19 protein-coding genes are annotated in these 22,335 nt (G+C 70.9%); 10 read left to right on the forward strand and 9 right to left on the reverse strand.

Features of this window, described 5'->3' with window-relative positions; translation table 11 throughout:
- Window positions 1-130 precede the first annotated feature (130 nt).
- Window positions 131-922 carry a polyprenol monophosphomannose synthase gene (locus ACWGST_RS05170; protein ID WP_452045582.1) on the forward strand — a complete coding sequence of 264 codons (792 nt, stop codon included), beginning with the start codon at window positions 131-133 and terminating at the stop codon, window positions 920-922.
- On the opposite strand, the gene ACWGST_RS05175 is transcribed toward ACWGST_RS05170, so the two are convergent.
- The 5 genes from ACWGST_RS05175 to ACWGST_RS05195 all read right to left on the reverse strand — a co-directional run bounded on the left by ACWGST_RS05175 (window position 874) and on the right by ACWGST_RS05195 (window position 6,975).
- Window positions 874-2,097, reverse strand: coding sequence for an ROK family protein (locus ACWGST_RS05175; protein ID WP_452045583.1), 1,224 nt, complete (start codon window positions 2,095-2,097; stop codon window positions 874-876). The two genes, ACWGST_RS05170 and ACWGST_RS05175, sit on opposite strands and share 49 nt — an antisense overlap.
- Window positions 2,098-2,182: 85 nt before the next feature.
- Window positions 2,183-3,694 carry a carboxylesterase/lipase family protein gene (locus ACWGST_RS05180; protein ID WP_452045584.1) on the reverse strand — a complete coding sequence of 504 codons (1,512 nt, stop codon included), beginning with the start codon at window positions 3,692-3,694 and terminating at the stop codon, window positions 2,183-2,185.
- Window positions 3,695-3,704: 10 nt separating this feature from the next.
- Window positions 3,705-5,021, reverse strand: coding sequence for an MFS transporter (locus ACWGST_RS05185; RefSeq protein WP_452045585.1), 1,317 nt, complete (start codon window positions 5,019-5,021; stop codon window positions 3,705-3,707).
- Between the two features lie 159 nt (window positions 5,022-5,180).
- The gene (locus tag ACWGST_RS05190; protein ID WP_452045586.1) at window positions 5,181-6,392 is read right to left on the reverse strand and encodes an ROK family protein; all 1,212 of its coding nucleotides are present in this window, start codon (window positions 6,390-6,392) and stop codon (window positions 5,181-5,183) included.
- Between the two features lie 4 nt (window positions 6,393-6,396).
- Window positions 6,397-6,975: a TetR/AcrR family transcriptional regulator gene (locus tag ACWGST_RS05195; RefSeq protein ID WP_452045587.1), complete on the reverse strand. Its 579-nt coding sequence runs from the start codon at window positions 6,973-6,975 to the stop codon at window positions 6,397-6,399.
- An 89-nt stretch (window positions 6,976-7,064) separates the two neighbouring features.
- On the opposite strand from ACWGST_RS05195, the gene ACWGST_RS05200 reads away from it, so the two are divergent.
- From ACWGST_RS05200 to ACWGST_RS05235, 8 genes are all read left to right on the forward strand, one after another.
- On the forward strand, window positions 7,065-8,381 hold the full coding sequence (locus tag ACWGST_RS05200; protein ID WP_452045588.1) for an MFS transporter: 1,317 nt from the start codon (window positions 7,065-7,067) through the stop codon (window positions 8,379-8,381).
- Complete coding sequence (locus ACWGST_RS05205) at window positions 8,381-9,148, forward strand: phosphatase PAP2 family protein (protein ID WP_452045589.1); 768 nt, start codon at window positions 8,381-8,383, stop codon at window positions 9,146-9,148. The genes ACWGST_RS05200 and ACWGST_RS05205 overlap by 1 nt, the downstream gene beginning before the upstream one ends.
- Entirely contained in the window at window positions 9,135-11,459 is a 2,325-nt protein-coding gene (locus tag ACWGST_RS05210; protein ID WP_452045590.1) for a glycoside hydrolase family 3 C-terminal domain-containing protein, read from the forward strand. Before ACWGST_RS05205 ends, ACWGST_RS05210 begins: the two co-directional genes overlap by 14 nt.
- A gap of 47 nt (window positions 11,460-11,506) precedes the next feature.
- On the forward strand, window positions 11,507-12,430 hold the full coding sequence (locus tag ACWGST_RS05215) for a transglutaminase-like domain-containing protein (RefSeq protein ID WP_452045591.1): 924 nt from the start codon (window positions 11,507-11,509) through the stop codon (window positions 12,428-12,430).
- 110 nt (window positions 12,431-12,540) lie between these two features.
- On the forward strand, window positions 12,541-14,178 hold the full coding sequence (locus ACWGST_RS05220) for a LuxR C-terminal-related transcriptional regulator (RefSeq protein WP_452045592.1): 1,638 nt from the start codon (window positions 12,541-12,543) through the stop codon (window positions 14,176-14,178).
- Window positions 14,179-14,268: 90 nt separating this feature from the next.
- Window positions 14,269-14,616, forward strand: a complete 348-nt coding sequence (locus ACWGST_RS05225) for a hypothetical protein (RefSeq protein WP_452045593.1) — start codon at window positions 14,269-14,271, stop codon at window positions 14,614-14,616.
- Window positions 14,617-14,638: 22 nt separating this feature from the next.
- A complete protein-coding gene (locus ACWGST_RS05230; RefSeq protein ID WP_452045594.1) occupies window positions 14,639-15,142 on the forward strand; it encodes a methyltransferase family protein in 504 nt (167 codons plus the stop codon).
- Between the two features lie 157 nt (window positions 15,143-15,299).
- The gene (locus tag ACWGST_RS05235) at window positions 15,300-15,905 is read left to right on the forward strand and encodes a hypothetical protein (RefSeq protein WP_452045595.1); all 606 of its coding nucleotides are present in this window, start codon (window positions 15,300-15,302) and stop codon (window positions 15,903-15,905) included.
- Here ACWGST_RS05235 and ACWGST_RS05240 read toward each other — a convergent pair.
- From ACWGST_RS05240 to ACWGST_RS05255, 4 genes are all read right to left on the reverse strand, one after another.
- A complete protein-coding gene (locus ACWGST_RS05240; RefSeq protein ID WP_452045596.1) occupies window positions 15,895-17,298 on the reverse strand; it encodes an alpha-hydroxy acid oxidase in 1,404 nt (467 codons plus the stop codon). The two genes, ACWGST_RS05235 and ACWGST_RS05240, sit on opposite strands and share 11 nt — an antisense overlap.
- Window positions 17,299-17,401: 103 nt before the next feature.
- The gene (locus tag ACWGST_RS05245; protein ID WP_452045597.1) at window positions 17,402-18,283 is read right to left on the reverse strand and encodes a FadR/GntR family transcriptional regulator; all 882 of its coding nucleotides are present in this window, start codon (window positions 18,281-18,283) and stop codon (window positions 17,402-17,404) included.
- Between the two features lie 192 nt (window positions 18,284-18,475).
- Window positions 18,476-19,693: an NYN domain-containing protein gene (locus ACWGST_RS05250; protein WP_452045598.1), complete on the reverse strand. Its 1,218-nt coding sequence runs from the start codon at window positions 19,691-19,693 to the stop codon at window positions 18,476-18,478.
- A 184-nt stretch (window positions 19,694-19,877) separates the two neighbouring features.
- Window positions 19,878-20,813 carry a 2-hydroxyacid dehydrogenase gene (locus ACWGST_RS05255; RefSeq protein WP_452045599.1) on the reverse strand — a complete coding sequence of 312 codons (936 nt, stop codon included), beginning with the start codon at window positions 20,811-20,813 and terminating at the stop codon, window positions 19,878-19,880.
- Between the two features lie 116 nt (window positions 20,814-20,929).
- Here ACWGST_RS05255 and gdhA point away from each other — a divergent pair, with 116 nt between their 5' ends.
- The gene (gene gdhA, locus ACWGST_RS05260; protein WP_452045600.1) at window positions 20,930-22,291 is read left to right on the forward strand and encodes an NADP-specific glutamate dehydrogenase; all 1,362 of its coding nucleotides are present in this window, start codon (window positions 20,930-20,932) and stop codon (window positions 22,289-22,291) included.
- Window positions 22,292-22,335 lie beyond the last annotated feature (44 nt).

Consider the following 22,335-nt stretch of genomic DNA (forward strand, 5'->3'; position numbering starts at 1 on the left):
GGCGTGGCAAGCCTCCGGGAGCATGCAGGGTGATTCTGCTCGTCCGCCCGTACTCCTCGGGCGACCGAGGGCGGCTCGGCGTGGCCGAGACCGCTGCGACCGGCACCGTCGGGCGACTACGATTCGAGGGATGACCCGAGCCCTGGTGGTGATCCCCACCTACAACGAGCGCGAGAACGTCGCGGCGATCATCGCCCGTGTGCGCGCGGCCGTGCCGACGGCGACCGTGCTCGTCGTCGACGACTCCTCGCCCGACGGCACCGGCGCGCTGGCCGACGAGATGGCGGCGACGGATGCCTCGGTGCGCGTGCTGCACCGCACCGCGAAGAACGGCCTCGGGGCGGCGTACCTCGACGCCTTCGCGTGGGCGCTCGCCGAGGGCTACGACCCGATCGTGCAGATGGACGCCGACGGCTCGCACCAGCCCGAGCAGCTCACCCGGTTGCTCGACGCGCTCGCCGGGCCGGTCGAGGCGGGTGCCGCGCCGGTCGACCTCGTGATCGGCTCGCGGTGGATCCCGGGCGGCTCGATCGAGAACTGGCCGCGCCACCGGCAATTGCTCTCGCGCGGCGGCAGCGCCTACGCGCGATGGGTGCTGCGGCTGCCCACACGCGATGCGACGGCCGGCTACCGGGCGTTCCGCGCCGACGCGCTGCGCCGCATCCGGCTCGACGACGTGCACACGCGCGGCTACGGGTTCCAGGTCGACATGCTCTGGCACGCGCGCGAGGCCGGGCTCACCGTGGTCGAGGTGCCCGTGACCTTCGTCGAGCGCGAGCGCGGCCGCTCGAAGATGAGCGCCGGCATCGTCGTCGAGGCGATGCTGCGTGTGACCGGCTGGGGGATCCGCAGCCGGCTCGGCCGCGGGCTGCCTCAGCCGGTGAGCGACAACGGATCCGAGACCAAGCGCTCTCGCGCCTGACGGCGGGCGCCGGCGACGGCGGCCTCGCCGCCGTGCCGAGACGCCACGATCGCGGGGATCGACTCGAGGGCACCGCCGCCGATCGTCGGCCGGTTGTCGCGGAACGAGGTCTCGATGTCGCCGACGAGAGCGGCCCAGTAGCCGCCGACCACGATGTGCGACGGGTCGAGCGTCGGTGCCACGATCTGCAGCGACCGCCCGATCCACAGCGCCGCATCGAGCCACGACCAGCGTGCCCGGTCGTCGGCGGCCTCGACCAGCACGATGAGCTCGTCGAGGGCGGCCACCCGGCCGTGCGCCGCGGCGAACTCGGCGAGTCCTGCGCGCTCGAGCACGATCTCGGGCGAGGCGACGGTCGCGAGGCATCCGCGCTGCCCGCACTCGCAACGCACGCCGCCCGACACGATCGGCAGGTGCGCGAACGTGGACGCGAGGCCGTGGGCGCCGCGCAGCGGCCGGCCGTCGACGACGGCGGCGGCCGCGAGGGCCGTGTCGCCGGTGATGTAGAGCAGGTCGCGTGAGCCGATGTCCGCCAGCTCGACGGATGCCGCGGCCATCGCAGCCGGCATGAGCGCGAGTGGCACGGGCAGGGTCGCTTCGACCTCCGCCAGGCCGGGCGTGCGCGCCCGCAGCTCGCCGAGCACGTCGACCGGCTCGACGCCGAGCCGGTCGTCGGCGAGCACGACCGAGGGGACGCCGGCGACCGCGCCGTCGACGAGCACGGTGATGTCGGCGATCGGCCTCGGGGCCCGGTCGGCGCGGGCGACGGCCCGGCCGAGCACGACGGCGAGCAGTTCGAGCGGGGTGCCGTCGGCGTCGAGCGGTGCGGTGAACCGGGCCAGCTCCTCGCCCGCGAGCGTGGCGATGGTGGCCACGGCGTCGTCGGGGCCGAGGTGGGCCGTGACGAGCACGTGGTCGGCCGCGGCGAGCGTGAGCGGCGCCGTGCGGTGGTCGCCCGCGGCATCCGCAGCCCCGGCTCGCAGCACACCGGCGTCGAGCAGGCGCGAGGTGAGCCCGGCGATCGCACCCCGCCCCAGACCGGTGGCGGCGGCGAGTTCGCTGCGGGTCGCCGACCCATGGTCGACGAGGTGATCGACGAGTCGAGCGGACTGCTCTCGATGCACCTCGTCGAGCGGGCCGGTGGTTGGAACGGAGGTCTCGCCGGCCGATGTCATGTGAGAAGCATGCGTGCAACGGGGCCTCCGGGTCACGTACCCCATTCGGGGTACACGAGCCGAAGGCCCGGCCGGCGAGCCGAACTCAGCCGGCGAGCAGCGGGCGCACGCTCGCGTAGCCGTCGGCGACTACGATCGACGGGGTGTCGTAGACGCGCGTCTTGCGCGAGGCATCCGTGTATCGCGGCCAGCCCGGCTCGCCCTTCGTGACGAACGCGACGGCGCCGCCGTGCACCTCGTCGGCGAGCCTCTGCGGCGGGTTCGGCCCGGCGAGAGGTTCGATGGCGATCGAGTCGAGGCAGTCGAAGAAGAATGGCACGTCGAGGCAGTGCTCGGCGAAGCCGAAGGTGCCCGACGGCCACGAGAAGCGGTACACCCACGTGGGTGCTTCGCCGCGCTCGGCCACGGTCTTCAGCAGCGCGACGCGGAACATGCGGTCGGTCAGGAACCGGCCGCCGATGCGCGCGGTGCCCTTTGCCGCGACGTCGGCGTTCGCCGCGAGGTACGGCTTCAGCTTCGCCTTCGGCATGCCGAGCTTCTTCAGCATGAACGACTTCGGGATCCACCGCATCTTCTTCTCGGCATCGGCGAAGACCATCGAGAACTCGTCGTCGGTGGCACCGAGCACGAGCGGCTTGTCGGCGCCGACACCGGCAGCGAACGATTCGTTCGTCGGACGAAGCAGGAGTTCGCCGTCGATGGTCGGGCCGAGCGCGAGGCCATCGTCGATGAAGCTCGTGAACGACTCGGCCGTCATCTCGGTCGCCTTCTTCTGCGCCTCGAGGATCGCCTCCTCGCTGAGCGAGCCGAACCCGGCGCGGGTGGGCGCCACACCGAGCGTCGCGGCCAACTCGCGGCCGAACTTCTCGGCGCGCTCGGGCGTGACGTCGGCGGTGGCCCCCGAGATCGAGTAGACGGCGTGGAAGAGGTGCTGCGCCGCCTCCATGCCGAGCAGCGTCTGCACCGCGCCGCCGCCGGCCGACTGGCCGGCGATCGTGACGCGCGAGGGGTCGCCGCCGAACCGCGCGATGTTCTGCTGCACCCACTCGAGGGCGAGCAGCCAGTCGCGGATGCCGCGGTTGGAGGGTGCGTCCTCGATCCAGCCGAAGCCGTCGAAGCCGAGCCGGTACGAGATCGTCACGGTCACGACGCCGTCGCGGTTGAAGCGGCGCCCGTCGTACCAGAGGCTCGCGGGGGAGCCGGCGAAGTAGCCTCCGCCGTGGATCCAGACCAGCACCGGCAGCGCCTCGTCGGTGCCCGGTTCGGCTGTCGCGGGCGACGGCGTGAACACGTTGACGTTGAGCGTCGACTCGCCCGGCACGCTGGGCTCGGGGATGAGCGTCACGCCGGGGTCGCCGCGCTGCGCGGTCGCACCGAACTCGAGGGCGTCGCGAACACCCTGCCACGGCACCTTCGGCACCGGGGCGGCGAAGCGCAGCTCGCCCACGGGCGCCTCGGCGAAGGGGATGCCGAGGAACGCCGCGGATGCCTCGGCCGTACCGGGCTCGCCGCGCCACGCACCGCGTACGCTGCCCGCGGTGGTGTCGACCTCGACGAACGTCTCGGTGCCGGTCGTCTCGGTGCCGGTCTGGGTCATGGTGGTGCTCCTATCGAACGCTCTTGATGGGTGCGACGGCGATCGCCGCGATGACGACGAAGATCATGGCGAACACGAACAGCATCGCGTACCCGCCGAGTGCGCTGATGATGAGGCCTGCAATGGCCGCGCTCATCGCCTGGGGGATGTTGGTCGCGATGTTCAGGATGCCGAGGTCCTTGCCGGCGTCCTTGCCGCCGCCGGGCAGCACCTCGGTCATGAGCGCGGTGTCGACCGACATGTAGAAGCCGAAACCGAAGCCGATGATGATGTTCATGAGGAGCATGCCGGTCATGTTCGGCATGATCAGCGGGAATGCGAGGCTCGCGACCATGATCAGCGACGACGCGTAGATGAACACCTTGCGACGGCCGATCCTGTCGCTCCACCAGCCCGAGACGGCCACCGCGAGGAGTGTGGGCACGAGGCCGGCGAGCGTCAGGGTGACCTGCGCCCCGGCAGCGTCTTCGAGCGACATGCCGATGTAGTCGGTCAGGATGTAGAGACCGTAGGCGGCGATGACGAAGTAGCCGAGCATGAACAGGAAGCGGGCGGTGAACGCCCAGGCGAAGTCGGGGTTCTGCTTCGGGTTGATCCAGAAGCCTCCGAGGAACGCCTTCCAGTTCCAGGGCTCGACGGATGCCTCCTTCGACGACCAGTCGCGGTCGATGACGACGTAGGCGATCGTCACGACGATCACGATGACGCCGAACACCGTGTAGCCGATGCCGACGTTCTTGGCGAACTGGCCGGCGATGACGATGCCGAGGGTCGCGCCGATCTGCATGCCGAGGCCGAACATCGCGCTCGCGATTCCGCGCTTGTCGCGCGGGAAGCGGTCGGGCGTGATCGCCGACATCGGGCCCTGCAGGGCGTTCAGCGACACCTGGATGACCACCCAGAAGATCGTGAGCCAGAGGATCGAGTCGAGGTAGCCCATGCCGAACAGCAGCACGCCGCCGATGAGCGCACCGCCGACCATCCACGGTGCACGGCGTCCGAAGCGCGAACGCGTGCGGTCGCTGATGGCGCCCACGATCGGCTGGGCGAAGAGGGTGAACACGAAGGAGGTCGTCACGATGATCGCGAGGTTCGCGACCTTGTTCGCCTCGTCGATGCGGGCGACCTGGATCGGGAGCAGGATGGCGATGAGGCCCGCATACGTGGCGAACAGCGCAAGGGAGACGCTGAGGAGGCCGGGCAGCGTGCGCTTGGTGGGCGGCGGGCTCGCGGGCGCTTCGCCGGGGATGGGTTCGGTGGTCGAGATCGCGCCGGTCGGCGCGATGAGGGCGGTGGGGTCGCCGGGGCCGGCGGGTGGGATGGACAAATGTGGCTCCTCTTCATTGAGAACTGCCGGGTGGGGGCGCGCTCATCCGAGCGAAAACCGAATAGCGCTCGGCAATGAGTATGCGCCGATTCCGTTCGAAATTCAACCGTTGAACTAAACGTCGGGCGGATCGCCGCGATCGGGCCGCGCCCGATGGGGTCAGAGACCGAGGCGACCCGGGTCTCCGAGCACGGCGTCGCGAGCGGCCCAGACGGCTCCGAGGAGCGCGGCGTCGGCTCCGAGGCGTCCGGCGAGCACGGCGGGGATCGCCGAGCGGCCGTCTCGAGCCTCGGCGAGCGTCGGGCGGTTCGCGCGGAAGGCGTGCTCGATCGATGCGGTGTGCGCCGCCCAGAACCCGCCGATCACGATGACCTCGGGGTCGGTCGCGAGCGAGAGCACCTGGAGTGAACGCGCGATCCACGGCAGGGCGTCGGCCCAGGCTGCAGCGGCGGGCGTCGTGCCGGCGATGATCTGCGACGAGAGTTCGTCGAGCGCTGCGGTGAGACCGCGCGCTGCGACGAGACCGGCGAGGCCCGCTCGCTCGAGCAGCACGTCGGGGCCGGCCACGGTCACGAGGCATCCGCGTTGCCCGCAGTCGCAGAGTGCGCCATCTGGGACCATGGCCATATGGCCGAGCGCTCCGCCGACACCGTGCGCCCCTTCGACGGGGCGCCCGCTCTGGAGGATCGCGCCGCCGATTCCCGAGTTGCTCTTGATGTAGAGCATGCTCTCGGCGCTCCCGAGAGCCGTCCGCTCCGCCCCGGCGGCGAGCCAGCCGTCGGACTCGAGTCCGACATTCTCGGGAAGCGCCGGGAGCCGCGAGCGCAGCCCGCCGATCACGTCGACCTCGTCCCACGCCAGATCGGTGTCGGTGAGCACGACGGGCGGCTCGCCGCCGACCGGGGCGAAGACGACGATCGGCAGCTCGACCACGCGGCGACCGAGTTCGGTCGCGGCATCGAGCGCATCGCCGGTCACCGCGGCCAGCACGTCGAGCACGGCGTCGGGGTCGCCCATCGGGCGCCCATGCCGCTCGGAGACTCGATACAGCTCGTCGCCGGCGAGGCTGGTCAAGAGTGCCGTGGCGCTGTCGGCATCGATCTGGGTTGCGAGGATGGCGAGGTCGGCGGCCGTGAGTTCGAGCCTCGTGATCGGCCGACCCTTTCCGGTCGCGACCGGATCCGTCTCACGGAGCACCCTCGCCTTCGTGAGCGCCGCCGTGAGTGCCGTCACCGCCCCACGCGTGAGTCCGGTCGCCTCGGCGATCTCGCTTCGTGCGCTCGGACCCGATGTCACGATGTGCTCGAGCACCATCGTGAGGTTGTGCCGGCGGACGTCACCGGAGACGAGCGAACGGGGGAGCCGAGGCATCCGCTCAGGCCTTGCGGGTGATGAGCTGCCAGAGGTACGCGACGTGCTCGGCCATGTCGATCGAGGGGTCGAGCATCCACTGGGTCTGCAGGCCGTCGGCGGCGGCGAGGAAGAGGTTGCCGACGCGGTCGATGTCGATGTCGGCGTCGATGCGGCCCGCAGCCTGCTCGTCGCGCAGCATGCCGCCGAACAACTCGCGGAACGCCGCGTAGCGTTCGACGAAGTACTCGTGCGAGGGGTGCGCGGGGTCGCCGGCCTCGGTCGAGAGCTGGGCGTAGAGCTGCACGAGCCCGGGCACCTCGCTGTTGTGGCGGATCACGCCGAAGAAGGCCTCGATCGGCTGCGCGAGCTCGAGGTCGAACGCCGCGGAGTCGACGTCGTCGCGCTTGCGCAGGATCTCTTGGAAGAGCTCCTCCTTCGACGAGAAGTAGTGCAGCAGGCCGGCCTGGCTGAGGCCGACGGCCTCGGCGAGCTCGCGCACGCTCGTGCGCCGGTAGCCGTTGCGTGCGATCACGTCGAGCGCCGTGGTGAGGATCTCCTCGCGCTTCGCGACGCCCTTCGCGTATGAACCCCTGCGTGCCATACGTGAATGGTAGTCGCTTGCGGTTGAAAACCGAGCGATGTATGGTTTTGCCACTCGCCTCGGAGTGAGGCACCGGCAGAAGGACCCCCATGACAACGGCGTCGACCCCACCATCAGCAACCGATCCGAGCGTCACCGAACCAGAAGAGGCGCTCGCCTTCTTCGAAGACGCGGCCGGCAACGAAGACCCGCCCACGCCGATCAAGGGCGTCCGCCGCCTCCTCGGCTGGATCATCCCCGCGAACTTCGGCATCTTCCTCATCTGGGGCGCCGTGCCCGGCATCCTCCTTCCGGCCCAGATCGCCGCGCAGTTCGGCGAGGCCGACAAGGTCGCGAACCTCACGATCGTGGCGACGATCGGCGCGTTCTGCTCGATGCTCGCGCAGCCGATCGCCGGCCAGATCTCCGACCGCACACGTTCACGGTTCGGCCGACGCGCACCGTGGATCTTCATCGGCTCGCTCGCCGGCGGCCTCGCACTCATCGGCCTCGCGTTCGCGAACAGCCTCGTCGGCATGGTCATCGCGTGGAGCCTCGTGCAGATCACCTACAACATCGCGCAGGGCCCGCTCAGCGCCGTGATGCCCGACCGGGTGCCTCTCAACCGCCGCGGCACCTTCGCCGCGCTCTCGGGTATCGGTCTCATGGTCGGCGCCATCGGCGGCCAGGTCATCGGATCGATGTTCCTCGGCTCGATCGCGGTCGGCTACGTCACCTTCGCCGTGTTCTCGCTCGTCATCCTCACGCTGTTCATCGTCTTCAACCCCGACTACTCGTCGAAGGAGATCGAGCGCGAGCCGTTCAAGGTCGGCGACTTCCTCCGCACGTTCTGGGTCGACCCGATCAAGCACCCCGACTTCTTCTGGGCCTTCACCGGGCGACTGCTGCTCTACACCGGCTACTTCGCGGTGACCGGCTTCCAGTTCTACCTGCTCACCGACTACTTCGGCGTCGAGAAGCCGGGCGAGGTCATCCCGATGCTCGGCCTCATCAGCCTCGCCGGCATCCTGCTCGCGACCGTCGTCTCGGGCCCGCTCTCCGACAGGGTCGGGCGTCGCAAGCCATTCGTCTTCGCCTCGTCGATCGTCACCGGTCTCGCACTCGTGCTGCCGTGGATCTGGCCCGACCTGACCGCATGGATGATCATGACCTTCATCGCAGGACTCGGCTTCGGCATGTTCCAGGCCGTCGACACCGCGCTCATGAGCGAGGTGCTGCCCTCGGCGAAGTCCTTCGCGAAAGACCTCGGCGTCGTCAACATCGCCGCGACCCTGCCGCAGACGCTCGCACCAGGTGTCGCCGGCGCGATCGTGCTCTCGTTCGGTTTCGCCGCACTGTTCCCCGTCGGCATCGTGCTCTCGATCCTCGGCGCGTTCGCCGTGTGGCCGATCAAGGCGGTGAAGTGATGTCGGCGCGCCCCGAAGCGGTCGAAGGTGTCGCCGCGGCATCCGCTGCCCGTCGCCCGCGGTGGCTCATCGTGACCGGCCTCGTCGGTCTGGTTCTCTTCGCCGCCTTCGGGTTCGCCGTCGCGGCGAACCCCGCCGCTCCGTTCACCCAGGCGATGGATGACGCGTGGCGCGGGTTCGTCGGCCTCGCCCCGGGCACCGGCGGCGAGACCTGGGCGCTGCCGATGTTCTTCCAGTACCTCGGTGAGATTCCGGGCGCCGTGCTGACGATCCTGCTGATCCCGATCTGGCTGTTCGTGATCCGGCGCTGGCGCTCGGCGCTGTTCTTCCTCACTGCAGAGATCGTCGGCACCTTCGGGGTCTCGCAGCTCACGAAGAACCTCGTCGACCGGCCGCGGCCGGCGGAGGACCTGGTCGACGGACTGTACGGCCCGCTGTTCCGGGTCGACCACGGTTCATTCCCCTCGGGGCATGCGGTGAGCGCCGGCATCCTCGTCGTCGCGGTCGCGGCACTGCTGCCCGCCGCGAAGCGGCTCGTCTGGTGGATCGTCGGCGCCCTCATCGTCGTCGGCATGATCTGGCAGCGCACGCTCATCAACGCGCACTGGCTCTCGGACGCCGTGTTCGGCATCATCGGCGGCGCCTCTGCGACGCTTGTCATCTGGTGGGCGTTCGCGACCTTGCTGCAGAAGGACTACGGCAAACCCCTCTTCCGGCACAGTATCGCAGCACCGGCAATCGAAGGAGCATCACTTGGACACCACTGACCTGACCAGTACCGGCGCCGGCCTCGAAGCGCCCGCAGCCGACATCGTGGCGGAGCTCACGCTCGAAGAGAAGGCGTCGCTCACGAGCGGCGCGAGCTTCTGGACGACGCAGGGCGTCGAGCGCGCGGGCATCCCGTCGATCGTGCTCACCGACGGCCCGCACGGCGTGCGCCTGCAGAAGGGCAGCGCCGACCACCTCGGCATCGGCGACAGTGTGCCGGCCACGTGCTTCCCGCCGGCCGTCGCGCTCGGCTCGACCTTCGACCCCGAGCTGCTCGAGCGCGTCGGCACGGCACTCGGTGAAGAGGCGTGCGCCGAAGGCGTCGGCGTGCTGCTCGGCCCGGGCGTCAACATCAAGCGCTCGCCGCTCTGCGGCCGCAACTTCGAGTACCTCTCTGAAGACCCGATCGTCTCGGGCGTGCTCGGGGCGGCCCTCGTGAACGGCCTGCAGTCGCAGGGCGTCGGCGGTTCGCTCAAGCACTTCGCGGCGAACAACCAGGAGCACGACCGCATGTCGTCGTCGAGCGACGTCGACCCGCGGCCGCTGCGCGAGATCTACCTGCGCGGCTTCCAGCGCGTCGTCGAGGACGCGCAGCCGTGGACCGTCATGTGCTCGTACAACCGCCTGAACGGCGTCTACACGAGTGAAGACCCGTGGCTGCTGAACACGGTGCTCCGCGACGACTGGGGCTTCGAGGGTCTCGTCGTCAGCGACTGGGGAGCCGTCAACGACCGCGTCGTGGGCCTCCCCGCCGGTCTCGACCTCGAGATGCCGTCGTCCGACGGCCGCTCCGCGGCGAAGCTCGTCGCCGCCGTCGCCGACGGCTCGCTCGACGAGTCGGCGCTCGACCTCGGCGCCCAGCGTGTGGTCGAGCTCGTGCAGAAGGCGGTCGCCGGAGCACGCACTTCGGCAGACTCGGTGGGCGCCGGATACGACGTCGACGCCCACCACGCCCTTGCTCGCGAGGCCGCGGGTCGCGGCGCTGTGCTCTTGAAGAACGACGACGCGATCCTGCCGCTCGACGCCGCGACCTCGGTCGCCGTGATCGGCGCCTTCGCCGAGAAGCCGCGCTACCAGGGCGCCGGCTCGTCGCTCATCAACCCGACGCGGCTCGACAACGCCCTCGACGCGATCACGTCGTATGCGGGCCAGGACAACGTGTTCTTCGCGGCCGGGTTCACGACCGACGGTTCCGACGGCGCCGCCCTCGTCGGCCCCGCGGTCGAGCTCGCCGCGGCGAAGGACATCGTGGTGCTCTTCCTCGGCCTCCCGGGCTCGTACGAGTCCGAGGGGTTCGACCGCGAAGACCTGCACCTGCCCGCAGAGCAGCTCTCGCTGCTCGACGCCGTCGTCGCGGCGAACCCGCGCACGGTCGTCGTGCTCGCCAACGGCGGCGTCGTCGAACTGCCGTTCGCCGATGACGTGCCCGCGATCCTCGAGGGCTGGCTCGGCGGTCAGGCGGGCGGATCGGCCGTCGCCGACGTGCTCTACGGCGCCGTGAACCCCTCGGGTCGCCTCGCGGAGACCATCCCCCTGAGGCTCGCGGACACCCCGGCGCACCTGAACTTTCCGGGCGACTTCGGTCACGTGCGCTACGGCGAGGGCCTCTTCGTGGGCTACCGCTGGTACGACGCACGCGACGCCGCGGTGCGCTACCCGTTCGGGCACGGCCTGTCGTACACGACGTTCGAGTACTCGGACCTGTCGGTGACGGCGAACGGGCCTGCTTCGGATGCCGCGGGGCTGACTGTGCGCGTCACGGTGACGAACACCGGCGACCGGGCCGGCCGTGAGGTCGTGCAGGTCTACACGGGCCTCGCCGTTTCAGGCGTGCAGCGGGCGCCGCGCGAGATCAAGGGCTTCGCCTCGGTCGAGCTCGCGGCGGGCGAGTCGAGAGAGGTGTCGATCGCGGTGCGCCGCGACGACCTCGCGTACTGGGACATCCGCGTCGACCGCTGGGTCGTCGAGCCCGGGGCCTACAGCGTCGAGGTCGGCGCGTCGAGCCGCGACATCCGACTCAGCGCCGTCGTCGACGTCGAGGGCGAGGCCGTGCGCCTGCCGCTCTCGCTCGAGTCGTCGATCGCCGAGCTCGCTGCGGACCCGATCGCGGGTCCGATCGTGATGCAGGCGATGGGGTCGTTCGCGTCGGGCATGGCCGACACCGACGTCTTCGACGAGGGCGGCCTCGACAAGATGATGGCGTCGTTCCCGATCGGCAAGCTCGCGGGCTTCCCGGGCGTGCCCGTGACGCCCGAGCAGATCCAGCAGCTGATCGACCTGTCGAACTCGCAGCGTCGTCCGCAGAACTGAAGGTGCGTGCTCTGGAACAGGTGGCGTGCCGGTGGTAGACCTGTCGGGTGCCCTTCGACGACGAACTCGCTGCATATCGCACCCAGACCATCTGCAGCGACCCCGGACGCATGGCCGCGTGGGTCGGGGAGCCGCGGAGCGACATCACCGAGTTGCAGCGGCTGGCGTCGGGGCTCGTCTTCCACTACCGGGCGACCGGCGACCCCGCGGCATCCGGATTCGGCACTGAGCGACTGGCCGAGATCGACCTGCGCTACGCCGAGGAGCAGCTCGCGCGGCTCGCCGAGCTGCGCGAAGGTCCGCTCGAGGTTCAGCGCACGCCGACCGAGCGCATCCTCGGCTGCTGTCGCGACTTCACCCTGTTGTACGTCTCGCTCGCGCGCCGCGCAGGCGTCCCGGCCCGCTCCCGCGTGGGCTTCGCGGGCTACTTCGACGACGGCTGGTGGATCGACCACGTCGTCGCGGAGGTCTGGGACACCGACGCCGAGCGCTGGCGTCTCGTCGAGCCGCAGCTGCGGGAGGGGTTCGTCGACCCGGCGACGGGGGCACCGCTCGACTTGATCGACGTGCCGCGCGACCGTTTCCTCACGGGCGACGAGGCATGGCTCGCGGCCCGCGCCGGGCGGATCGACCCCGAGCGCTGCGTCGTCGCGCCCGAGCTCGAGCTGCCGGCGCTTCGGTCGTGGCAATACCTCGCGCACAACCTCGTGCTCGACCTGGTCTCCAGAGCGGGGCATGAAGCGCTGCTCTGGGAGACCTGGGGCGTGCTCGACGAATTCATGCACGAGGCTCCGGATGCCGCGCTCGCCGCCGATCTCGATCGCATCGCCGCCCGGCTCGCCGACCCGGCGGTCACGCTCGACGAGGTGCGCGCGCTCGCCGCAGACGCGCGCTTCGCGGTGCCCCAGGTCGTCACGAACCACTCGCCGTTCGACGGCTCGCGCCGGCAGGTCGTGCTGCGCTCGCGCTGACCGTGGAGCACGCTCTTGCGAGGGCCGGGGCGCGGGTCTACCGTGACTCGTACGACGGGTGCCGGCGCGCTGTCGGGCGCGAGATGTGCCGCCCGGATGGGACGGGGCAGGTGACCTCCGCTTCACTCGATGAGGGCCGGGCAGCATTCGCCGAACACCGGTGGGGCGCGGCGTTCGACGCGCTGACGCGTGCCGATCTCGAGCTCGGGCTGACCCCGGTCGACCTCGAGCTCCGCTCGACGGCGTTGCTGCTCCTCGGGCGCGATGCCGAGGGCATCGACGACGCCACGCGTGCGCACGAGGGCTACCTCGAGGTCGAGGACGCCGCGGGCGCCGCTCGCATTGCGACGTGGATCGCCATCTACCTCATGGGCAAGGGCCACGACGCCCGGGCCAACGGCTGGCTCGCCCGCGCGCGGCGGATCGCCGACACGACGGCGGCCGGGGCCCAAACCTCGGCCGCGCTCCTGCTCGTCGCCGCCGCGCTCGACGACCTCGCTGCCGGGGATCCCGCTCGCGCCGCGCGCACCTTCGCCGAGGCGTTCGTGATCGCCGAGCGCATCCGCGACCGGGATGCGACGGCGCTCGCGCAACTCGGTCAGGGCCAGGCGCTGTTGATGCTCGGCGACGCGGTCGGCGGGCTCGCGCTGCTCGACGAGGCGATGGTCGCCGTCACGGCCGGTGAGATCTCGCCCGTGGCATCCGGAGTCGTGTACTGCTCGGTCATCCACACCTGCCACCTGGCGTTCGACGTGCGAAGGGCCCAGCAGTGGACGATCGCGCTCGACCGCTGGTGCGGCGACCGGCCCGAGATGGTCATGTTCAGCGGGCAGTGCCAGGCGCACCGCGCCGAGCTCTACCGACTGCACGGCGCGTGGGGCGACGCGGTCGCGGCGGCGCGGATCGCCCAGGATCGGAACCGGCTCGGCGACTGGACCGGGTCGTTCGGCGCCTGGTACGAGGAGGGCGAGGTGCATCGGCTGCGCGGCGAGTTCGACGCGGCCGAGCGTGCGTTCCACCGTGCCGCCGAAAGCGGGTATCCAGCGCAGCCCGGTCTCGCGCTGCTGCGCCTCGCGCAGGGGAGGGTGCGCCTTGCGCGGTCGAGCATCGATGAGGCGGTGGCCGAGGCCGACCCTGCGACGCGGCGTACCCTGCTCGCCGCGCTCGTCGAGATCGACCTCGCAGTCGGAGACCTCGTGGCGGCCCGGCTCGTCGCCGATGAGCTGGCCGCGGCCGTCGTCGTCGCGGAGACCCCGATGATGCGGGCGGTCGCCGCCGGATCGGATGCGGCTGTGCGGCTGGAGGAGGGCGACGCCCGCGGCGCGCTCCCGGCAGTGCGTGCCGCCTGGGCGTTGTGGCACGAGCTCGACGCGCCCTACGAGGCCGCCTGCTGTCGTGTGCTCGCCGCGCGTGCGGCGCGTGCACTCGGCGACGACGCATCGGCCGCGATGGACCTGGAGGCGGCCCGCGAGGTGTTCGCCGCGCTCGGTGCGGTCCCCGACGTACTGCGTGTGGACGAGCTCGCGCGCCGCTCGCCCGGGAGCGGGTCGACGCAGCTGACCGCTCGGGAGGTCGAGGTCGTGCGCCTCGTCGCCGAAGGCAAGACGAATCGCTCGATCGCGGGCCAGCTCTACCTCAGCGAGAAGACGGTCGACCGACACCTCAGCAATGTGTTCGCGAAGCTCGGCATCTCATCGCGTGCGGCGGCGACGGCGTACGCCTACGAGCACGCCCTGATCTCGCCGTAGCGACGGGCCGGCGGCGACGCTCCATTCGGACGGCCCGAATGGGTGATTCTCCCGATGCCGGGGGCCGGCGGCATCCGTACCGTCGGTTCCATGGATCTCGCCGTGTTCGCCGGCGTTGTTTCGACCGGCCTCTTCGCCATGAGCTACCTGCCCATGCTGCTGAAGGCGGCGCGCACCAAAGACCTCTCGTCGTACAGCCTCGGCAATCTCGCGATGACCAATGTCGGCAACGCCGTGTACTCGCTGTACGTGTTCACTCTGCCGTTCGGGCCGATCTGGTTCCTGCACTCGTTCTACCTCGTCGCGTGCGGGCTCATGCTCGTCTGGTTCCTGCACTACAGCGGAGCCTGGCACCGGTTCGTCGCCCGTCGGCGTGACAGCTGGAGGGAGCGAGCGGCGGCGAACGAGGCGCCGGAAGTGAGCCGCCGGCTCGCGTGAGGGTTGCATCAGGGAGGCACTCATGACCGGTCTGATCGGGTTGTACCGGAACCTGCCGCTGCCGCCGGGGCAGGTCGTCGGCGTCGCGACCGTGATGGTGCTGGAGCGGATTCGGCCGACGCCGATTCGGGGACCGCGGATGCTGCGATGCGCGGTGGGCCTGGCTGCGCTCGCCGCGGGATGCGCGCTGAACGTGTGGGCGCTCGTCGAACGGCAGCGGCGCACGGTCGGCGAGTTTCGACTCGAACAGCCGCAGTCGCTCGTGACGACCGGGCCGTACGCCGTGAGCCGTCACCCCATGTACGTGGGATGGTGGTCCATCCACCTCGCCGCAGGCCTCCTTCGCGGATCGACGTGGGTCGCGGCCACCCTGCCCGCGGCCGCCCTCGTCGAGCACCTCGGCGTGCTCGCGGAGGAGCGCGGACTCGAGCGGGAGTTCGGCGACGAGTTCAGGCGATACCGCGAACGCGTGCCCCGGTACCTGGCGCCCTGGCGACCACGAGCGGCGGCACGGCCGCCTTCGTGAACCACGGATTCGCAGACCGCCCTTGTTTCCCGGCCTCGACGAGCGCAGAGTGGGATGAGCGAGGGAGGTTCCCATGCGTGTCGCAATGGTTCACCCGGATGTCATGCCGATCCTGTCCCCGGGGCGGCATCGCTCGCCACGGCGCGGGGCGTGCTTCATGGAGTTCGCGTCGTATCTCGCGGGCGAGCGCTGGAGCGATCACCCCGCATGCACGCACGGCACCCTCGCGCATCTCGCGCGGCTGGTGAACGACCAGACGAGCGATTCCGGCCGCGCCCGGCTCACATCGCTCATCCCGACGGTGATCGGCCTGACGAGCGACGACCCGCTGCTCGACGTCCTGCTCGCAGTGCGGGCCGCCCACGACGCGTTGCCCATCGCAGCCGAGGAGCGCCAGCGTGCACTCGCCGTCGCGCTGCACGTCGCCCTCGTCGACCTCGCGGAACACCGTTCCGTACTCGTCGCGGAGGTGAGTGCGTCGGCGCGCGCCGCCCTTCGCACCGCTCCCGCGGCCGACGCCTGGGCCATTCAGTTCATCGAGAAGGTCGGTCCGGTGCGCCGCGCGGGGATGAGCGTGCGGCAGTGCCGGGCGGCTGTCACCGGCGCGGTCCACGGGATCTCGCTGGCGTGCGTCGACGACGCCGACGATCGACTCGTCGCGCTGTTGACGGCGGCCGTATCGGTCACGGAACGATTCGTGAACGCCGAGCGTGCGACGGCGGATGTCGCGGTGGACGCTCGGACCCCGGCCCTTACTTCTTGACCGAGCTGCGACCCGACGAGGACTTCGCGGTCGCGCCAGACTTCGCAGTCGCGCCAGACTTCGCGACTGACCCTGCCTTCGCGGCCGACCCGGCCGCACGCGGTGCACGCACCGTCTTGGGCTTGGCGGCGGTCGCCTGCTCCGCGGCATCCGTCATCGGCTTCGGCAGCGCCGTGAAGCGCGACAGCTGCGTGACGTGCTGCGGGCCGAGCTCGTCGAGCGTCGAGACCTCGAGCAGCTTCATCGTGCGGGCGATCTGGCCGCCGAGGATCGAGATCGTCTTGTCGACGCCCTCGCGACCACCGGCCATGAGGCCGTAGAGGTAGGCGCGGCCGATGAGCGTGAAGCGCGCGCCGAGGGCGACGGATGCCACGATGTCGGCGCCCGACATGATGCCGGTGTCGAGGTGCACCTCCATGTCGGAGCCGACCTCGCGCACGACGTGCGGCAACAGGTGGAAGGGGATCGGCGCGCGGTCGAGCTGGCGCCCGCCGTGGTTCGAGAGCACGATGCCGTCGACGCCCTTGCCCGCGAGGATCTGCGCGTCCTGCACGGTCTGCACGCCCTTGACGACGATCTTTCCGGGCCACATGGCGCGGATCGTCTCGAGGTCGTCGAACGAGATGGTGGGGTCGAACATGCCGTCGATGAGCTCGCCGACGGTGCCGCCGGTCGACGAGAGCGAGGCGAACTCGAGCTTCGGGGTCGTGAGGAAGTTGATCCACCACTCGGGGCGCGGGATCGCGTTGACGACGGTCGCGGGGGTGAGCTGCGGCGGGATCGAGAAGCCGTTGCGGGTGTCGCGCAGGCGAGCGCCGGCGACGGGGGTGTCGACCGTGAAGAAGAGGGTGTCGAAGCCGGCGGCGGCGGCGCGGCGCACGAGCTCGTACGACTTCTCACGGTCGCGCATCACGTAGAGCTGGAACCAGTTGCGGCCGTCGGGGTTCGCGGCCTTCACGTCCTCGATCGAGGTCGTGCCCATCGTCGACAGGGTGAACGGGATGCCCGCGGCGCCCGCGGCACCGGCGCCCGCGGTCTCGCCCTCGGTCTGCATCATGCGCGTGAAGCCGGTGGGCGCGATGCCGAACGGCAGGGCGGTCGGGCCACCGAGCACCTCGCGGCTCAGGTCGACCTCGGGCACGTTCCGGAGGATCGCGGGGTGGAACTCGATGTCCTCGAAGGCCTGGCGGGCGCGCTTCAGCGAGATCTCGCCCTCGGCGGCGCCCTCGGTGTAGTCGAACGGCGCCTTCGGCGTGCGACGCTTCGCGATGTCGCGGAGGTCGGCGATCGTGAGCGCCTTGTCGAGGCGGCGCTGCTTCGCGTTCAGCGTCGGCGCCTTGAAGCGCATGAGCTCGGCGAGCTCTTTGGGGTTCGGGAACTGGCGCTTGACCATGGACGGTGCTGCTCTCTCTCGTGTCGCCCGCCGCGAGCGGGCAGTTGTGGTCGTCTTGTTGTGGGTCGGGCGGCATCGAGTGCCCGCTCGGCGGAGGGGTGGGTCAGGGAATGGGGGCAGAGGCAGAGGCAGGGGCAGGGGCAGGGGCAGGGGCAGGGCGAGGGTCGGGGCGAGGGTCGGGGCGGGCTCGAGGGGTGAACGTCTCGGCGTAGTAGCCCGAGATGTGGTCGTGGGTTCGGGTGCGTGCGGACGCGGCATCCGCTCGCCTGATGGCCTCGACGATGCCGCGGTGCTCGCCGCGCAGCCGAGCGGATGTCACGTGCCAATCTGCGATCGCGGCGAGACCCTCGAGGGCATACCCCTCGATGCCGCTGCGCAGGCCCGCCATGGTCGCGGCGATGACCTGGTTGCCCGAGGCCTCGGCGAGCGCGAGGTGGAAGGCCGCGTCGAGCGCGAGGAACTCGGTGGGCGCGAGGTCGGGGGAGTCCATCGCGTCGAGCAGGCGCTCGGCGGGGGCGAGGTCGGGCGGGGCAGCGGATGCCGCGGGGTCGGTGTCGCCGGCGGCGCCCTGGTCGGCCGTGGGGCTGTGGTCGCCGCGCCCCGTGCTGGTGCCGCTCGCGGCCTCGGCGAGTTCGCCCGCGACCGCCGTCTCGAGGATGAGGCGAGTGCGCACGATGTCGGCGACCGGGAATCCGCTCGCCGCGACCTGCAGGCGCATGAGGGCCGACATGCCGCCGCCGGGCGTCGCGATGATGATCGCGCCCGAACTCGGGCCCGAGCCCGCGGCGGTGCGGATGAGCCCGAGCACCTCGAGCACGCGCAGCGCCTCGCGCACGCTCGAGCGGCCGACGCCGAGTTCGGCCGAGAGGGCGCGTTCGCCGGGCAGGCGGTCGCCGGGGCGCAGGGCGCCCTCGAGCAACTGCGTTTCGATGTGCTCGAGCACGGTGCGCCAGGCGCGCGGGGTGTCGGATGCCTCAGCGCCCATGCCGATCGTCCCCTCCGCGCTCGCTCGTGTGTATGTGGTCCGACCACACTAACACGTGTGGTCAGACCACACCCGGTTCCTTCCCACGACCCTTTGCCACTCGCGCGACGCTTTCAAACCCACCGCAGGGGCGCAAACCGTCGCGGGAACGTGCGGGCCAGGGGGCAGGGGCGGGTGCGGGCACCCGCGGGGTCAGTCCTTCGGCGGGCGGATGCGCACGCGTCCTCGACCCGACTCGTCGAGTTCGACGACACCGCCGCGCGACTTCAGGAAGTCGGTGAACGAGGCGAAGCCGAGACGGCGCTCCTGGAAGCTCGGATCCATGCGCATCATCTGGTTCTTCACGGTGCTCGACGACTGCCACTCCTCGTCGTTCTTCGCGTGCAGCAGTTCGAGCGCCTTCATGAGCAGTCTGCTGGGGTTGCGGGGGCTGCCCGCCACGGTGTCGTCGGCCTGGGCGTGATCGGTCGGCGCGACGAACTGGATGGTTCGAGCCGACGCTCGCTTCACGGGCGCGGCGTTCTCACCGGAGTCCGCAGATCCGGAGTCCGCAGACCGGGAGCCCGCAGACCCGGAGTCCGCAGACTGGGGCGAGACGGCCGGGGCCTCGGCCGCGGCATCCGTCACCGACTTCGATGTGGCGCGACGACGCCGGGTCGGGGCGGGCGTCGACTCGGCGACCGGCTCGGCAACCGCTTCGGCGACCGGCGCCGTCGTCGTGCCGCCGCTCGCATCGCCGGCGGCCTTCGCCCGCGTCCGGCGTCCGGTCGGCGCTGCGGGCTCCTCCGCGGGCGCCGCCACCTCCGCCACCTCGTCGTCGCCGACCGCTGCGTCGGTCGCGAGCAGGGTGTCGTAGTCGGCGTACTCGTCGCACGCGGCGGTGAGCGCCCGGCTCGTGCCACCGGCGACGCCGATGCCGACGACGTAGCGGCCGAGGCGCTTGGCCTTCTGCGCGAGCGCGACGTAGTCGGAGTCGCCCGCGACGATCACGATGTGCGAGAGGTCGTCGATGCGGAACATGTCTTCGACCGCGTCGACGGCGAGCCGGATGTCGGCACCGTTCTTCGTCGCCGACAGGGGGAAGAGCTGCACGAGGTCGACCGCGCGGTCGATGAGCTGCCCGCGATAGCTCGCGTTCACGGGGGTCGACCAGTCGGCGTAGGCGCGGGAGATCGCGATCGTGCCGAAGGTCGCTGCGAAGTCGAGCACGGCGTCGATGTCGACGGTCGCCTCGGCGAGCTTCTTCGCCGTCTCGGATCCGGCGGCGGGAGCCTTGCTCGTCGACGTGTCCTTGCGGTAGGCGCTGGCCCGGCGCGATCCCGGGTCGCCGTGCAACTGGTCGTAGCGCGAGATCACGATGTTGTCGAAGTCGAAATAGAGAGCGACGCGGGGTTCTGCCGAAATGGCCATGGGTCGAGCCTATGCCCGGCGCCTGCGAGTTGAACGGGTGCAGCGCGCGGGGCGCGGCACGCGCGCGGCACCTCGCGGGCTGAACCTCACGCCGCGGCGGCCCCGGCGACCACCGCATTGTGCAATTCGTCGCCGTCGACGCCCAGGCGCTTGAATCCGTCATCGATGTTCGTCAGCAGCGCGCTCAGCTGCGGTACACGACGTTGAGGGGAGCGTCGCCACGAAGCATCCGCTCGATCTGCTCTCGCAGCAGCCGCGCCATGCGGGGCATCATCGCGGTCGAGGCGCCGCCGACGTGCGGGCTCACGAGCACATTCGGCAGTGCGAAGAGTGGATGCCCCGTGGGCAGCGGTTCGGGATCGGTGACGTCGAGGGCGAACCGGAGTCGACCGCTCGCGGCCTCGGCGAGGATCGCCTCGGTGTCGGCGACCTTTCCGCGGGCGATGTTCACGACGAGGGCGCCGTCGGGCAGTGCCGCGAGGAACGCCGCGTCGACGAGGCCCATCGTGGCGTCGTTCAGCGGCACGCCGATGATCACGATGTCGGCGTTCGGCAGCAGGCCCGGCAGCTCGTCGATGCCGCGGATGAAGCCCTGCTCGTCGGAGCGGGCGCGGCTCGCGACCCGGGTGAGGGCGACCTCGAACGGCGCGAGCCGCGCCTCGATCGCCCGCCCGACGCCGCCGTAGCCGATGAGCAGCACGCGCCGGTCGGCGAGGCTCTCGTGGCGGGCGGGCGCCCACCGGCCCTCGCCGGCGGCTCGCACGAAATCGGGGATGCCGCGCTGCGCGGCGAGGATGAGCGCGAGCGTCAGCTCGGCGGTCGAGGTCTCGTGCACGCTCGCGGCGTTGGCGAAGACGTGCCCCGGCGGCAGGGCGCCCGGCACATCGTCGTAGCCGATCGACTGCGATTGCACGAGCTGCGTCGTGACCCCCTCGAGTGCCCCGAGCCGGGCGGCTGCGCCCATGTACGGCGGCACGACGAGGTCGATGCGACCCGATCGGTCGGCGGGCGGGGTGCCCGTGAGGTCCCAGACCTCCACTTCGGCGCCGGCCGGCGGGGAGCCGAGCGCCTTCAGCAGGGCCTGCCCCGGCACGGTCACGAGAAGGGAGCGGTCACTCATGCCGCCATCCTCTCAGAGCTGCCGCGTCACACGGCTCGGAGTCATCCTCAACACTGGGTAGTGTGGAACGGCCGCGCGCGACACGCACCCCGCGGCATCCGTCGACAGAAGGGCGCGTGTTGCCGAACCGCACCACCATCGAAGACATCTATGCCGACACGCTGCGGCGCAATCCCGGCGAGGTGGAGTTCCACCAGGCCGTGCGCGAGGTCTTCGATTCGCTCGGACGCGTGCTCGAAAAGAACCCGCAGTACGTGCAGGCCTCGATCCTCGAGCGCATCTGCGAGCCCGAGCGGCAGATCATCTTCCGGGTGCCGTGGGTCGACGACGCGGGCCAGGTGCGCATCAACCGCGGGTTCCGCGTGCAGTTCAACTCGGCGCTCGGCCCGTACAAGGGCGGGCTGCGCTTCCACCCGTCGGTGCTGCTCGGCACCGTGAAGTTCCTCGGCTTCGAGCAGGTCTTCAAGAATGCGCTCACGGGCATGCCGATCGGCGGCGGCAAGGGCGGCAGCGACTTCGACCCGAAGGGCCGAAGCGACGGCGAGATCATGCGGTTCTGCCAGTCGTTCATGACCGAGGCGTACCGCCACATCGGCGAGTACACGGATGTCCCTGCCGGCGACATCGGCGTCGGTGCACGTGAGATCGGCTACCTGTTCGGCCAGTACAAGCGCATCACGAACCGCTACGAGTCGGGCGTGCTCACCGGCAAGGGCGTCACGTGGGGCGGCTCGCTCGTGCGCACCGAGGCGACCGGTTACGGCGCCGTCTACTTCACCGAGCACATGCTCGCGACCCGCGGGCGGTCGTTCGACGGCGCCCGCGTGCTCGTCTCGGGGTCGGGCAACGTCGCGGTCTACGCGATCGAGAAGGTGCACGCCCTCGGCGGCATCGTCGTCGGCGCCTCCGACTCGTCCGGCGCCATCCACGACCCCGACGGCATCGACCTCGAGCTGCTGCGCGACGTCAAGGAGCGCCGCCGCGAGCGCATCTCGGCCTACGCCGACGAGCGCGGCGGGCGGGCGAAGTTCCTGCCCGGGGCATCCGTCTGGGACATCGACAGTGCCGACCGCATCGACGTCGCACTGCCGTGCGCGACGCAGAACGAGATCTCGGAAGCGCAGGCCGTCAAGCTCGTCGCCTCGGGCGTCGTCGCCGTCGCCGAGGGCGCGAACATGCCGACGACGCCGGGCGCGCTGCGGGTGCTGCGCGAGGCCGGCGTGCTCTTCGGCCCCGGCAAGGCCGCCAACGCCGGCGGCGTCGCGACCTCTGCGCTCGAGATGCAGCAGAACGCGTCGCGCGATTCGTGGGGTTTCGAGCACACCGAGGAGCGGCTGTCGGAGATCATGGCCGGCATCCACGAGCGCACCGCGGCGACCGCCGAGGAGTACGGGGTGCCGGGCGACTACGTGGTCGGCGCTAACATCGCGGGGTTCACGCGCGTGGCGGATGCGATGCTCGCGCTCGGCGTGATCTGAGAGTCGCCTCACGAACGGCCGCGGCCGCGGCATCCGGGGATGCC

The sequence above is a fragment of the Agromyces sp. NPDC055520 genome (assembly GCF_053619715.1).